The organism is Streptomyces tamarix, assembly GCF_032423885.1.
Classification (GTDB): Bacteria; Actinomycetota; Actinomycetes; order Streptomycetales; family Streptomycetaceae; genus Streptomyces; species Streptomyces tamarix.
This window is the reverse complement of the sequence record NZ_JAWCTQ010000023.1, coordinates 81,358-95,139: the sequence shown is the minus strand read 5'-3', so window position 1 is coordinate 95,139 and position 13,782 is coordinate 81,358. Positions and strand designations below refer to the sequence as shown.

The 13,782-nt window shown below is 74.3% G+C and carries 13 protein-coding genes and 1 pseudogene; 4 read left to right on the top strand and 10 right to left on the bottom strand.

Annotated elements, in window-relative coordinates; all coding sequences use genetic code 11:
• Positions 1-30 precede the first annotated feature (30 nt).
• The 4 genes from RND61_RS19165 to RND61_RS19150 form a co-directional block, all read right to left on the bottom strand.
• Positions 31-1,575 (bottom strand): MFS transporter, encoded by a 1,545-nt coding sequence (locus RND61_RS19165; RefSeq protein ID WP_315879219.1) that lies wholly within the window; start codon positions 1,573-1,575, stop codon positions 31-33.
• Positions 1,572-2,120, bottom strand: a complete 549-nt coding sequence (locus tag RND61_RS19160) for a TetR/AcrR family transcriptional regulator (protein WP_315879218.1) — start codon at positions 2,118-2,120, stop codon at positions 1,572-1,574. The genes RND61_RS19165 and RND61_RS19160 overlap by 4 nt, the downstream gene beginning before the upstream one ends.
• Positions 2,121-2,316: 196 nt before the next feature.
• Entirely contained in the window at positions 2,317-3,747 is a 1,431-nt protein-coding gene (argH, locus tag RND61_RS19155) for an argininosuccinate lyase (RefSeq protein WP_315879217.1), read from the bottom strand.
• A 114-nt stretch (positions 3,748-3,861) separates the two neighbouring features.
• On the bottom strand, positions 3,862-5,055 hold the full coding sequence (locus tag RND61_RS19150) for an argininosuccinate synthase (protein ID WP_315879216.1): 1,194 nt from the start codon (positions 5,053-5,055) through the stop codon (positions 3,862-3,864).
• Positions 5,056-5,159: 104 nt separating this feature from the next.
• Here RND61_RS19150 and RND61_RS19145 point away from each other — a divergent pair, with 104 nt between their 5' ends.
• Together RND61_RS19145 and RND61_RS19140 are read left to right on the top strand one after the other, a co-directional pair.
• On the top strand, positions 5,160-5,786 hold the full coding sequence (locus RND61_RS19145) for a pyridoxamine 5'-phosphate oxidase family protein (RefSeq protein ID WP_315879215.1): 627 nt from the start codon (positions 5,160-5,162) through the stop codon (positions 5,784-5,786).
• A gap of 27 nt (positions 5,787-5,813) precedes the next feature.
• Positions 5,814-6,494: a L,D-transpeptidase family protein gene (locus RND61_RS19140; protein WP_315879214.1), complete on the top strand. Its 681-nt coding sequence runs from the start codon at positions 5,814-5,816 to the stop codon at positions 6,492-6,494.
• A gap of 21 nt (positions 6,495-6,515) precedes the next feature.
• On the opposite strand, the gene RND61_RS19135 is transcribed toward RND61_RS19140, so the two are convergent.
• Genes RND61_RS19135 through argC form a run of 5 tightly spaced genes read right to left on the bottom strand, consistent with a single transcriptional unit; the run spans position 6,516 to position 11,325 of the window.
• A complete protein-coding gene (locus RND61_RS19135) occupies positions 6,516-7,052 on the bottom strand; it encodes an arginine repressor (RefSeq protein WP_315879213.1) in 537 nt (178 codons plus the stop codon).
• Between the two features lie 7 nt (positions 7,053-7,059).
• Positions 7,060-8,253: an acetylornithine transaminase gene (locus tag RND61_RS19130; protein ID WP_315879212.1), complete on the bottom strand. Its 1,194-nt coding sequence runs from the start codon at positions 8,251-8,253 to the stop codon at positions 7,060-7,062.
• On the bottom strand, positions 8,250-9,152 hold the full coding sequence (gene argB, locus RND61_RS19125) for an acetylglutamate kinase (protein ID WP_315879211.1): 903 nt from the start codon (positions 9,150-9,152) through the stop codon (positions 8,250-8,252). The genes RND61_RS19130 and argB overlap by 4 nt, the downstream gene beginning before the upstream one ends.
• Complete coding sequence (gene argJ / locus RND61_RS19120; RefSeq protein ID WP_315879210.1) at positions 9,149-10,300, bottom strand: bifunctional glutamate N-acetyltransferase/amino-acid acetyltransferase ArgJ; 1,152 nt, start codon at positions 10,298-10,300, stop codon at positions 9,149-9,151. The genes argB and argJ overlap by 4 nt, the downstream gene beginning before the upstream one ends.
• Positions 10,297-11,325, bottom strand: coding sequence for an N-acetyl-gamma-glutamyl-phosphate reductase (gene argC, locus RND61_RS19115; protein WP_315879209.1), 1,029 nt, complete (start codon positions 11,323-11,325; stop codon positions 10,297-10,299). Before argC ends, argJ begins: the two co-directional genes overlap by 4 nt.
• A gap of 179 nt (positions 11,326-11,504) precedes the next feature.
• On the opposite strand from argC, the gene RND61_RS19110 reads away from it, so the two are divergent.
• Positions 11,505-12,002: a cupin domain-containing protein gene (locus RND61_RS19110; RefSeq protein WP_391653733.1), complete on the top strand. Its 498-nt coding sequence runs from the start codon at positions 11,505-11,507 to the stop codon at positions 12,000-12,002.
• Here the strand turns inward: RND61_RS19110 and RND61_RS19105 are convergent.
• Positions 11,911-13,158 (bottom strand): annotated as a pseudogene (locus RND61_RS19105) (MFS transporter); the annotation flags it as partial. The gene RND61_RS19110 and the pseudogene RND61_RS19105 sit on opposite strands and share 92 nt — an antisense overlap.
• A gap of 38 nt (positions 13,159-13,196) precedes the next feature.
• On the opposite strand from RND61_RS19105, the gene RND61_RS19100 reads away from it, so the two are divergent.
• Positions 13,197-13,781 carry a CGNR zinc finger domain-containing protein gene (locus tag RND61_RS19100; RefSeq protein ID WP_315879208.1) on the top strand — a complete coding sequence of 195 codons (585 nt, stop codon included), beginning with the start codon at positions 13,197-13,199 and terminating at the stop codon, positions 13,779-13,781.
• The last annotated feature ends 1 nt before the right edge of the window (position 13,782 follow it).

Sequence of the window (13,782 nt, the reverse complement as noted above, 5' to 3'; positions counted from 1 at the left end):
CGGGGTGCGGCCCCCAGCCGCGTGCGCGCCTCACGGGTGTTCGGCGCCGCCCTCCAGCCGCTGGCCGCGCAGCAGCAGCCAGGCCGCGGCGGCCGTCGCGAGGAGGACGGCCGCGCCGACGGCCGCCGCGCTGCGCAGACCGTCCACGAACGCGTACTGCGCGGCCGTGACCAGCGCTTCGGCGGAACGTTCCGGCAGCACCGACGCCGCCTCGACGGCGCCGCCCAGCGATTCGTGCGCGGCGGCGGCCACGTCGGCGGGGACGCCCGGGGGCGTGGCGTAGTCCCGGTAGACGCCGGTCACGATGGAGCCGAGCAGGGCGATGCCGAGCGCCGCGCCCAGTTCGTACGCCGTCTCGGAGACCGCGGAGGCCGCGCCCGCCTGCTCCTTGGGGACGCTCGACAGGATGACGTCGGCGGTGACGGTGAACGCCAGGCCCGCGCCGAGGCCGACCACGAGCAGGGAGGCGCCCAGCACGGGGTAGCCGGTGGTGGGTTCCAGCACGGTCAGCGCCGCCAGGGCCAGGCCGACCCCGGCGAGCCCGCAGGAGACGACGGACCGGACGGAGAACCGCCGGGCGGCGGTGCCCGCGAGGAGCCCCGCGCCGACCGCGCCCAGCGCGGCGGGCAGTTCGGCGAGGCCGGCCTCCAGGGGGCTGCGGCCCTGGACCAGTTGCAGGAACTGGGAGAGGAAGAAGATCAGCCCCGCCAGTCCGAGGATGGTCAGCAGGTCCGCGAGGACCGCGCCCGAGAAGCCCCGGTGCTGGAACAGCCGCATGTCGAGCAGCGGCGCCGGGAGCGTGAGCTGGCGGCGCACGAACCAGACGAGCGCGGCGGCGCCGACGGCCGCCGCGGCGAACACGTCCGGGCGGGCGCCGTGCGCGGCGGCCTCCTTGATCGCGTAGACGACGCCGATCATGCCGAGGAGGGACAGGGCGACGCTCGGCAGGTCCCAGGGGCCCGGCGCCGGGTTCTTCGACTCGGGGATGAGCCGGACGCCGACGACGACGAGGACGGCCATCACGGGGAGGTTGATCAGGAAGACCGACCCCCACCAGTAGTGCTCCAGCAGGAAGCCGCCGACGACCGGGCCGACCGCGGCGCCGGCCGAGGCCATCGCGCCCCAGATCCCGATGGCGAGGCTGCGCTCGCGCGGGTCGTGGAAGAGGTTGCGGATCAGGGCGAGCGTGGACGGCATGAGGGTCGCGCCCGCGACGCCGAGCAGGGCGCGCGCGGCGATCATCATCTCGGGGGTGGTGGCGTACGCGTTGAGGACGGAGACCGCGCCGAACGCGGTCGCGCCGGTGAGGAGCAGCTTCTTGCGCCCGATGCGGTCGCCGAGACTGCCCATGGAGACGAGGAGTCCGGCGATGACGAAGGAGTAGACGTCGCCGATCCAGAGAAGCTGGGTGCCGGACGGCCCGAGGTCCTCGCTCAGGTACGGCGTGGCCAGGCCGAGCACCGTGGCGTCGACGGCGACCAGGAGGACGGCCAGGGCCAGGACGGCGAGCGCCACCCAGCGGCCCGGCCGGCGGACGGTCTCCGTGTCCTGCGCCACCTGTGGGGACGGGGTCATTTCTCCACGCTCCTGCGCGCTCCGCCGAGCAGCAACTCGACGATCATGTACTGGAAGTCCTTGCCCGCGACCCGTCCGTCCTGGACGGCCCAGGCGCAGGTGCCGACGAGGCCGTAGAGCGCCTCCGTCAGCCAGGCGGGGGTCAGGTCGAACCGGAACTCGCCCCGTTCCTGACCGCGCCGGAACAGCGCGGAGACGCGGGCGTCCAACCGGGACCAGCCCTCGTTGACCTCGCCTTCGAAGAGTTGGTTCTCGGTGACGAGGAAGGAGAGCAGACCGGCGACCGGCTCCACGCCGGCGACCAGCCGCCGCAGGGCCTCCTCGGCGGTGCCGTCGTCGAGCCGGGCGGCGTCGAGGGCTGCCTCGAACTCCCGGATCCCCAGTTCCTCCAGCGCCCTGACCAGCGCTTCCCGTCCGGCGAAGTGCCGGTGCAGCGTCGCGCGCCCGATCCCGGCGGCCCGGGCGACCTCGTCCATGGTGGCGGTCGACTTCCGCGAGAGCAGCGCGGCGGCCGCGCGGAGTACCTGGTCACGATCCACACTCATGAGACAACCATAACCCCCATGAGACAAAAATGTCTCATATGAAGAATGATTGGCTCACCCATGGAGGTCCGGGCCGTCGCGGCGTCCCCCACGCCCCGCCCGGAACGCACCGAAGGCCCCTCGCGGGGCCTTGGCGGACGTCGCGGCCTCGGCCGCGGGCGGGGGGGGGGGAGCGGGAGCGCCGCTCCGGCGTCGGCTACCTCTTCTTGGCCTCCGCCCAGGCGTGCTGGATGACCAGGTCGGCCTTCAGCTCGGCCAGCTGGGTCGCCACCGCCGCGGGGGCCGTGCCGCCGCGGCCGTCGCGGGAGGCCAGGGCGCCGGGGACGTTGAGGACCGTGCGGACCTCGGGCGTCAGGTGCTCGGAGATCTTCGCGAACTGCTCGTCCGTGAGGTCGTCCAGCTCCTTGCCCTCCGACTCGGCGACCTTCACGCACTCGCCCGCGACCTCGTGCGCCACCCGGAACGGCACCCCCTGCTTGACCAGCCACTCCGCGATGTCCGTCGCGAGGGAGAACCCGGCCGGGGCCAGTTCCTCCATGCGCGCCCGGTTCACCGTGAGGGTGGCCATCATGCCGGTGAACGCGGGCAGCAGCACCTCCAACTGGTCGCAGGAGTCAAAGACCGGCTCCTTGTCCTCCTGGAGGTCCCGGTTGTAGGCGAGGGGCAGCGCCTTCAGCGTGGCCAGCAGGCCGGTCAGGTTGCCGATGAGGCGGCCCGACTTGCCGCGCGCCAGCTCCGCGATGTCCGGGTTCTTCTTCTGCGGCATGATCGACGAGCCGGTCGAGAAGGCGTCGTGGAGGGTGACGAAGGAGAACTCCTTCGTGTTCCAGAGGATGACCTCCTCCGCGATCCGCGACAGGTTCACCCCGATCATCGCCGTGATGAACGCGAACTCCGCGACGAAGTCCCGCGACGCCGTGCCGTCGATCGAGTTGCCCGCGCTGCCGTTCTCGAAGCCCAGGTCGCGGGCGACCGCCTCCGGGTCGAGCCCGAGGGACGACCCGGCGAGCGCGCCGGAGCCGTACGGCGAGACGGCCGTGCGCTTGTCCCACTGGCGCAGCCGCTCCGCGTCCCGCGACAGGGCCTGCACGTGCGCGAGCACGTGGTGGGCGAAGAGGACCGGCTGGGCGTGCTGGAGGTGGGTGCGGCCCGGCATCGCGACGTCCGGGTGTGCCTCGGCGAGGCCCACGAGGGCGTCCTGGAGGTCCGCGAGGAGGCCGCCGATGATCCGGGCGTGGTCGCGCAGGTACATCCGGAACAGCGTGGCCACCTGGTCGTTGCGCGACCGGCCGGCGCGCAGCTTGCCGCCCAGCTCGGGGCCGAGCCGCTCCAGCAGGCCGCGCTCCAGGGCGGTGTGGACGTCCTCGTCCGCGACGGTCCCGGTGAAGGCGCCGGACGCCACGTCCCGCTCCAGCAGGTCGAGCCCGGCCAGCATGCGGGTCAGCTCGTCCTCGGTGAGGAGCCCCGCCTTGTGCAGCACCCGCGCGTGGGCGCGGGACCCGGCGATGTCGTAGGGGGCGAGCCGCCAGTCGAAGTGGACGGAGGCGGAGAGTTTCGCCAGCGCCTCGGCCGGGCCGTCGGCGAACCGGCCGCCCCAGAGCCGGACGTCACCGTTGTTGCTGCTCACTGCGTGGAACTCCTCGGGAGGGATCGGTGGTGCGGATGCGCGTCCGCCTCCCTGCGCGAAGGAGGCGGGGAGGCGGACGCGGGTGGTACCGGTGCGTTGGCGAACGAGCCGCGATCAGGCCAGGTCGCGCTTGGCGGCGATCTTCGCCGACAGGCTGAAGATGTCGATGAAGCCCTGCGCCTTCGACTGGTCGAACGTGTCGCCCGTGTCGTACGTGGCGAGGTTGAAGTCGTACAGCGACTCCTCGGACCGCCGGCCCGTGACGACCGCCCGGCCGCCGTGCAGGGTCATCCGGACGTCGCCGGTGACGTGCTGGTTGGCCTCGTCGATGAAGCCGTCCAGGGCCCGCTTCAGCGGGGAGAACCACAGGCCGTCGTAGACCAGCTCGCCCCAGCGCTGCTCGACCTGCCGCTTGTACCGGGCCAGCTCGCGCTCGACGGTGACGTTCTCCAGCTCCTGGTGGGCGGTGATCAGCGCGATCGCGCCGGGGGCCTCGTACACCTCGCGGGACTTGATGCCGACGAGCCGGTCCTCGACCATGTCGATCCGGCCGACGCCCTGGGCGCCCGCCCGCTCGTTGAGCTGCTGGATGGCCTGGAGGACCGTGACGGGCTTGCCGTCCACGGCGACCGGCACGCCCTCCTTGAAGGTGATGACGACCTCGTCGGCCTCGCGCGGCTCGGCCGGGTTGGAGGTGTAGTCGTAGATGTCCTCGATCGGCGCGTTCCAGATGTCCTCCAGGAAGCCGGTCTCGATGGCCCGGCCGAAGACGTTCTGGTCGATGGAGTACGGGGACTTCTTGGTGGTGGCGATCGGCAGGTCGGCCTTCTCCGCGAAGGCGATGGCCTTGTCGCGGGTCATCGCGTAGTCGCGGACCGGGGCGATGCACTTCAGGTCGGGGCCGAGCGCGGCGATGCCGGCCTCGAAGCGGACCTGGTCGTTGCCCTTGCCCGTGCAGCCGTGGGCGACGACGGAGGCGCCGTGCTTCTTCGCGGCGGCGACGAGGTGCTTGACGATCGCCGGCCGGGAGAGCGCCGAGACCAGCGGGTAGCGGTCCATGTAGAGGGCGTTCGCCTTGATGGCCGGCAGGCAGTACTCGTCGGCGAACTCGTCCTTGGAGTCCGCGACCTCGGCTTCGACCGCACCGCAGGCGAGCGCGCGCTTGCGGATCACGTCCAGGTCCTCGCCGCCCTGGCCGACGTCCACGGCGACGGCGATGACCTCGGCACCCGTCTCCTCGGCGATCCAACCGATGGCGACGGAGGTGTCAAGGCCGCCCGAGTAGGCGAGTACGACGCGCTCGGTCACGGGTTTCTCCTTAGCGGTGCATCCAACGATGGGTATAACTATGCAGAGCTCTGTATGTTTTGTCAACGCGGCTCCGCGCGCCCGGCGTCGGCGACAATCCCCTCATGGGACAGAGCTACGCGGCCATCGAAGGCCGGATACGGACGTTCATCGAGGAGCAGCCCGTCTTCTTCACCGCCACCGCCCCGCTGGCGGGCGACGGGCACGTCAACGTCTCCCCCAAGGGCCGCAAGGGCACCCTCGCCGTGATCGACGAGCAGACCCTGGCGTACCTCGACTTCGGCGGCAGCACCGCCGAGACCGTCGCCCACCTGCGCGAGCCGGGCAACGGGCGGATCACCCTGATGTGGTGCGCGTTCAGCGGTCCGCCGAAGGTGCTGCGGGTGCACGGGGACGGGGAGGCCGTCTTCCGGGACGACCCGCGTTGGGGCGAGTACATCGGGTACTTCGAGGGCGCGGACGGGCCCTCGGCGCGGGCGATCGTCGTCGTGCGGGCGCGGCGCATCAGCGACTCGTGCGGCTTCGCGGTGCCGTTCATGGACTACCGGGAGGAGCGCACCCAGCACGCCGAGTACTTCGCCCGGAAGACGGACGAGGAGTTCGCCGCGTACTGCGCGAAGAAGGAGCACGTCGGCCAGAGCCTCGACGGGCTGCCGGCCCTCCCGCTGCCCCTGCCGCCCCGGACGGAGGCGCCGGGAACGCCCCGGACGGGCGTGCCGGGAGCGCGCTGACGGGCGGGGCCGCCGTACGGTCGGGGCATGCGCCCCGGTCTCGTCCTCGCCGCCGCCCTGCTCCTGCTGCCCGCCCACTCCCCCGCCCGAGCCGACGCCCCGCGGCCGCACGCGCCGCCGCCCGGCGGCGGGTCCGGCAGCCAGTTGATCACCGCCGAGGCGCCCTCCGCGCGCGCCACGTCCGGGACGGTCGCCTGGTGGGAGCGGCGCGGCGGCCGGGGCTGGGTGCGCGTGGGGACGGCCCCGGCCCGGTTCGGGGCGGGCGGGCTGGTGCCGGGCGAGCGGCGGCGCCAGAACACGTCGACGACGCCGACCGGGGTGTACGCGCTGCCGTTCGCGTTCGGCGTCGAGCCCGCTCCGGCCGGCACCGCCCACCCGTACCGGCGGGTGACGCGGGCGTCGTGGTGGTGCCAGGACAACGCGTCCCGCTCGTACAACCGCTGGGTGGAGCCCCTGCCGGCGGACTGCCGGGCGACGGAGGCCGAGCGCCTGGCCGCGTACCCCGTGCAGTACGCCCACGCCCTGGTGATCGCCTACAACTACCACCGCCCGGTGCGGGGCCGGGGCGCCGGGATCTTCCTCCACGCGAACGGGAAGGGCGCGACCGCCGGGTGCGTGTCGGTGCCCGAGGAGGCGATGGAGCGCATCCTGCGGTGGATCCGCCCGGACGCGCGCCCGCGCATCGCGATCGGATGGGCGGGCGCCTGAGCGCCGCGCGGGCGGCGGCCCTCAGCGCTCCTTCTGCGCCAGGCGCAGCAGGTGGTCGGCGAGGGCCTGCCCGCCGGCCGGGTCGCGGGAGATGAGCAGCAGCGTGTCGTCGCCCGCGATGGTGCCGAGGATGGCGTGGAGCTCCGCCTGGTCGATGGCCGAGGCGAGGAACTGGGCCGCCCCGGGCGGCGTGCGCAGGACGACCAGGTTGGCGGACGCCTCGGCGGAGATGAGGAGTTCGCCGGAGAGGCGCCGCATGCGCTCCTCCTTGGCGGACTCGCCCAGCGGCGCCTGGGGCGTGCGGAAGCCGCCCTCGCTCGGCACGGCGTAGATCAGCTCGCCGCCCGTGTTGCGGATCTTCACCGCGCCCAGCTCGTCGAGGTCGCGGCTGAGCGTCGCCTGGGTGACGCTCAGTCCGTCGTCCGCGAGGAGCTTGGCCAGTTGGCTCTGCGAGCGCACCGGCTGCCGGTTGAGGATGTCCACGATCCTGCGGTGCCGCGCCGTACGGGTCTGCGGTACGGACGGGCCGCCGTGGCCGTTGTCCTGCGCCTCGCTCATCGCTGTGTCATTCTCCGGCTCGTCTCTCCCCGCTGGCCTCGTCCAGGACGCCGGGCAGGACCCGGAGGAACACGTCCACGTCGTCGTCCCCGACGATCAGCGGCGGCATGAGCCGGACGACATCGGGGGCGGGCGCGTTCACCAGGAGGCCGGCGTCCTGAGCCGCCTGCTGCACCCGCGGTGCGAGGGGCTCGGTGAGCACGATACCCAGCAGGAGGCCCGCGCCGCGGACGTGGGAGACCAGCGGGTGTCCCAGGGCCTCGATCTCCTCGCGCAGGCGCTCGCCGAGGCGCTTGACCTGGTCGAGGGTTCCCTCGGCGGCGAGGGTGTCGAGGACGGCGAGTCCGGCGGCGCAGGAGACGGGGTTGCCGCCGAACGTGCTGCCGTGGTGGCCGGGCTTGAGGAGGTCGGCCGCCTCGCCGAACACGACGGTCGCGCCGAGGGGGAGGCCGCCGCCGAGGCCCTTGGCGAGGGTGACGACGTCGGGCTCGACCCCGTGCGCCTGGTGCTCGAACCAGTGGCCGCAGCGGCCGACGCCGGTCTGCACCTCATCGAGGACGAGGAGGGTCCCGGTGGCGCGGGTGATCTCGCGGGCCGCCTCCAGGTAGCCCTTGGGCGGGACGACGACGCCGTGCTCGCCCTGGATCGGCTCGACGACGACGAGGGCGGTGTCGGTGGTGACCGCGGCCCGCAGGGCGTCCACGTCACCGTACGGGACGTGCGTCACGTCGCCGGGGAGGGGGTGGAACGGCTCCCGCTTGCCCTGCTGGCCGGTGAGGGCGAGGGCGCCCATGGTGCGGCCGTGGAAGCCGCCGTCGGTGGCCACCATGTGCCGGCGGCCCGTCAGGCGCCCGATCTTGAAGGCGGCTTCGTTGGCCTCGGCGCCCGAGTTGCAGAAGTAGACCCGGCCCGGGCGGTCGAACAGTTGGAGGAGCCGTTCGGCGAGGGCGACGGGCGGCTCGGCGACGAAGAGGTTGGAGACGTGGGAGAGGGAGGCGATCTGCTCGCCGACCGCCCGGACGACCGCCGGGTGGGCGTGGCCGAGCGCGTTGACCGCGATGCCGCCGACGAAGTCCAGGTACTCCTTGCCGTCGGCGTCCCAGACGCGGGTGCCCTCGCCGCGCACGAGCGGGAGGCGGGGCGTGCCGTAGTTGTCCGCGAGGGCGGACCGCCAGCGTTGGGTGAGCTCCTCGTTGCTCATGCGGGTGCCTCCTGTTCGTCGGGCACGACCATGGTGCCGATGCCCTCGTCGGTGAAGATCTCCAGCAGGATCGAGTGCTGGACGCGCCCGTCGATGACGCGGGCGGTGCGGACGCCGTTGCGTACGGCGTGGAGGCAGCCCTCCATCTTGGGGACCATGCCGCTGGAGAGCTCGGGCAGCAGCCTCTCCAGCTCGGTGGCGGTGAGGCGGCTGATGACCTCGTCGCTGTTCGGCCAGTCCTCGTAGAGACCCTCGACGTCGGTGAGGACCATCAGCGTCTCGGCGCCCAGCGCCGCAGCGAGTGCCGCAGCCGCCGTATCAGCATTGACGTTGTAGACATGTCCGTCGTCCTCCGATCGGGCGATCGACGACACGACGGGGATGCGGCCGTCGGCGAGGAGCGCCTCGATGGCGCCCGTGTCGAGGGCGGTGATCTCCCCGACGCGGCCGATGTCGACGGGCTCGCCGTCGATGAGCGGCTGGTGCCGGGTGGCGGTGATCGTGTGGGCGTCCTCGCCGGTGAGGCCGACGGCGAACGGGCCGTGCTGGTTGAGCAGCCCGACGAGTTCGCGCTGGACCTGGCCGGCGAGGACCATCCGTACGACGTCCATCGCCTCGGGCGTCGTGACGCGCAGACCGGCCTTGAACTCGCTGACCAGGCCGTGCCGGTCGAGGGCGGCGCTGATCTGGGGGCCGCCGCCGTGCACGACGACGGGCTTGAGGCCGGCGTGCCGGAGGAAGACGACGTCCTGGGCGAAGGCCGCCTTCAGGGCCTCGTCGACCATGGCGTTGCCGCCGAACTTGATGACGACCGTCCTGCCGTGGTGGCGGGTGAGCCAGGGCAGCGCCTCGATGAGGATCTGCGCCTTCGGGAGCGCGGTGTGCTTGCGGGTGCTCATGAGCTGTAGGCGCTGTTCTCGTGGACGTAGTCGGCGGTGAGGTCGTTGGTCCAGATGACGGCGGACTCGGTGCCCGCGGCGAGGTCGGCGGTGATGGTGACCTCCCGGTAGCGCATGTCGACGAGGTCGCGGTCCTCGCCGACGGAGCCGTTCTTGCAGACCCAGACGCCGTTGATGGCGACGTTGAGCCGGTCCGGTTCGAAGGTGGCGCCGGTGGTGCCGATCGCGGAGAGGACGCGGCCCCAGTTGGGGTCCTCGCCGTGGATGGCGCACTTCAGGAGGTTGTTGCGGGCGATGGACCGGCCGACCTCGACGGCGTCGGCCTCGGACGCGGCGCCCACGACCTCGACGCGGATGTCCTTGGAGGCGCCCTCGGCGTCGCCGATGAGCTGGCGGCCGAGGCTGTCGCAGACCTCCCGTACGGCGTCCGCGAAGTCGTCGTACGCGGGGGTGGTCCCGGAGGCGCCGGAGGCGAGGAGCAGGACGGTGTCGTTGGTGGACATGCAGCCGTCGGAGTCGACCCGGTCGAAGGTGACGCGGGTGGCGGCCCGCAGCGCCTTGTCCAGCTCGGGGGCGTCGACGTCGGCGTCGGTGGTGAGGACGACGAGCATGGTGGCGAGGCCGGGGGCGAGCATGCCGGCGCCCTTGGCCATGCCGCCGACCGTCCAGCCGTCGCGCGTGACGACGGCGGTCTTGTGGACCGTGTCGGTGGTCTTGATGGCGATGGCGGCCTTCTCGCCGCCGTGCTCGGACAGCTCGGCGGCGGCCTTCTCGACGCCGGGCAGGAGCTTGTCCATGGGGAGGAGGAGGCCGATGAGGCCGGTCGACGCGACGGCGACCTCGCCCGCGCCGACGCCGAGGACCTCGGCGGCCTTCTCGGCGGTGGCGTGGGCGTCCTGGAAGCCCCGCGGGCCGGTGCAGGCGTTGGCACCGCCCGAGTTGAGGACGACGGCGGCCAGTTCGCCGGACGCGAGGACCTGCTCGGACCACAGGACGGGGGCGGCCTTGACGCGGTTGGAGGTGAAGACGCCCGCGGCGGCGCGGCGGGGTCCGTTGTTGACCACGAGGGCCAGGTCCGGGTTGCCGTTCTCCTTGATCCCGGCGGCGATGCCCGCCGCCGTGAACCCCTTGGCTGCCGTGACGCTCACGGTGCGACTCCGATCGTCGAAAGTCCGGTCTCCTCGGGGAGCCCGAGGGCGATGTTCATGCTCTGCACCGCGCCGCCGGCGGTGCCCTTGGTCAGGTTGTCGATGGCGCTGACGGCGATGAGCCGGCCGGCCGTCCCGTCGTACGCGACCTGCACCTGGACGGCGTTGGAGCCCTGGACGGACGCCGTGGCGGGCCACTGCCCCTCGGGGAGGAGGCGCACGAACGGCTCGTCGGCGTACGCCTTCTCGTACGCCGCCCGGAGGGCCTCCCCCGTCGTCCCGGGCCGCGCCTTGGCGCTGCACGTGGCGAGGATGCCGCGGGACATGGGCGCGAGGGTGGGCGTGAACGACACGGTGACGGGCTCCCCGGCGACGGCGCCGAGGTTCTGGGCCATCTCCGGGGTGTGCCGGTGGCTCCCGCCGACGCCGTAGGGGGTCATGGAGCCCATCACCTCGGAGCCGAGCAGGTGCGGCTTGGGCGCCTTGCCCGCGCCGGAGGTGCCGGACGCGGCCACGACCACCGCCTCGGGCTCGGCGAGGCCGTGCGCGTACGCCGGGAACAGCGCGAGCGACACGGCGGTCGGGTAGCAGCCGGGCACCGCGACGCGCCTGGACCCCTCCAGCGCGGCGCGGGCGCCCGGCAGTTCGGGGAGGCCGTAGGGCCAGGTCCCGGCGTGCGGGGAGCCGTAGAACCGCTCCCAGTCGGCGGCGTCCCTCAGCCGGAAGTCGGCGCCCATGTCGACGACCAGCACCTCGTCGCCGAGCTGCTCGGCGACGGCGGCGGACTGGCCGTGCGGCAGGGCGAGGAAGACCGCGTCGTGCCCGGCGAGGGCCTCGGCGGTGGTCGGCTCCAGGACGCGGTCGGCGAGCGGGGCGAGGTGCGGCTGCAGCGCCCCGAGCCTCTGGCCCGCGTTGGAGTTGCCGGTCAGCGCGCCGATCTCGACGCCGGGGTGCGCGAGCAGCAGGCGGAGCAGTTCCCCGCCCGCGTATCCGCTCGCACCCGCCACTGCCACACGTACCGTCATCGGACCCTCCTTCTGGATGGCATGACTATACGTACTCACGCAGTTTTATTCAAAGGTCGTCCGGCGTCACCGCCGCCGCCCGCGCGGGCCGGGCCTTCGCGCGCCGGGGGGACGCCGGGGCGCGGGAGTCGTTACGATCCCCGGGCCGTGTCCCCGTTCTCGTTCCCGGGAGGAACACCGTGGCAGCGTCCCCGGCGGCGAGCGTGCTCGCCCGGATGGCCGATCTCGTCCGTGCGATGCCGGCGGACCGGGGCGGCGCCCTGTGGAGGCTCGCCGTCCAGGAGCGGCAGCTCGACGCGAACGTGGTGCGGCTGGCCCCCGGGGCGGGGGTGGCCGTCCACGTGGAGCCGGACCTGGACGTGCTGGTGTTCGTGGTGAACGGCCGCGGCGAACTGGAGGCGGACGGCGGGGCGGAGGCGCTGGAGGCCGGGTGCGTGGTGTGGCTGCCGCGCGGTTCCCGGCGGGGGCTGACGGCGGGCCCGCACGGGCTCGACTACCTCACGGTGCACCGCCGGCGTCCCGGGATGACGATCGGCCGGGCGCCCGGGGCGGAGCGGGCCGGCGGCGAGCCGGTGTGCCTGCTGGACCGGGTGTGCCCGGAGTGCGGCCGGCTCGCGCCCGAGGGCGCCGAGGTGCGCTTCTGCGCGCGGTGCGGCACCGCCCTGCCGGAGCGGTGACGGCCGCGGCCAGGAGGTGGACGGCGGCGGCCGCCAGGAGGACGCCCGGCAGGGAGACGTCGGCGAGCGGGCCGGCGGCGGCCGCTCCGAGCGCGAAGCCGCTGGTCTTGAGACTGGCGCCGGTCGTGAAGACCTGACCGCGCAGCCGGGGCGGCGCCTCGCGGTGCCGGATCGCGAACAGCGCCGTGAGCTGCGGCCCCTCGCCCAGGCCCGCGAGCACCGCGGCCGCCACGAGCACCACGGCCGCCGCGAGCGGCGCGGGGTGGCCGGCGACCGCGGCGAGCGGCAGGGCGGCGCCCTGGAGGAGGGTGGCCGCGCGGAACAGGGTCTCCGGGGCCGGTGGCCGGCGCAGCCGCGCGAGCACGGCGTTCGCGGCGAGCGCGGCGCCCGCGAGGACGGCGAGGAGCAGCGCCCCGTGTCCGGCGCCGCCGAGGTGCCGCTCGCCCAGCAGGGGCGTACAGGCGACGAGGACGCCCTGCGCCGCGCAGGACAGGACGGACGCGCCGGTCACCCGGGCCAGCGCGGGGGTGCGGGCGAGGGCGCGGAACCCGGCGGCGACCTCCCCGGCCAGGCGCCCGGAGCGCGGCGGGGGCGCCGCCGCGCGAGGGAGGGCGCGGGCCGCCGGGAGGGCCGCCGCCAGCAGGGCCGCCGCGGTGAGGACGGCCGCCCCGGCGCCGTACAGGGTGGCCACGGCGGCCGTCAGGGCGGGGCCGACGAGGGCGGCGACGTGGAAGGTCATCGCGTCGAGGGCCGTGGCGCGCGGCAGGCTCCGCGGGCCCGCGACCCGCGGGAGCTGGGCGGTCCAGCCGCCGGACAGGGCCGGGGCCAGCAGCCCGGAGGCGGCCGCGATCAGGAGGGGTACGGCCGCCGGGGCGCGTCCGAGGCACACCAGGACGGCGGCGAGGCCCGCGGCCTGACCGGCGAGCGCCCCGGCGAGCAGCCGGCCGGGCCGCGCCGAGCGGTCCAGCAGTGCGCCGAGCACGGGGCCGCCGACCGCCGCGGCGGCGGTGCTCGCGGCGAGCAGGGCGGAGGCGGTGGCGGACGATCCGGTGACGGCGAGCCCCGCGAGGAGCAGCGCGGGGCCGGCCATCTCGTCGCCCGTGCGGGCGACGGCGGCACCGGCCGCGTACCGGGCGAGGGCGTGGCGGTCTCTCACGCGCGGCACGTTACGTGCGTAACGGAAAACCGCACCAGATGCGTTACATTCCAGGGGTGTACGCCGACGACCGCTCCTCCCGCCACTCCGTGCGGGCCGTCGCCCGCCGCACCGAGGCCCTGGTCAACGCCCTGACCAGCGACGACCCCTCCCCCACGCCCGGAGCGGTCGCCGCGCTGTTGCGGGAGCACGGCGAGAACGAGCCGGTCGCCGTCTCCGGGCGGGACGTGGCGGAGATGCGGGCGGCGGCGCTGGCCCTGCGCGGGGTGTTCGCCGCCGACGGCCTCGACGCGGCCGTCGCGGAGCTGAACCGGCTCCTCGCCCGCGGCCCCGGCCCGCTGCGGCTCGCCTCGCACGGCGGCGACAGCCCCTGGCACCCGCACCTGGACGGGTCGGACGACGCCCCGTGGGGCGAGTGGTTCCTGGCCTCGTCGTGCCTGTGCCTGGCGGTCCTCGTCTGGGACCGGCAGCGCCCGCCGGGCGGTGTCTGCGCGGCGCCGGGCTGCGGGAACGTGTACCTGGCACTGGGCAGCGGGGTGCCGCGCCGCTACTGCTCGCGGCGGTGCGCGACCCGCGAACGGGTGGCCGCGCACCGGCGCGCCCGGGCGGGAGGGGACCGGTAGG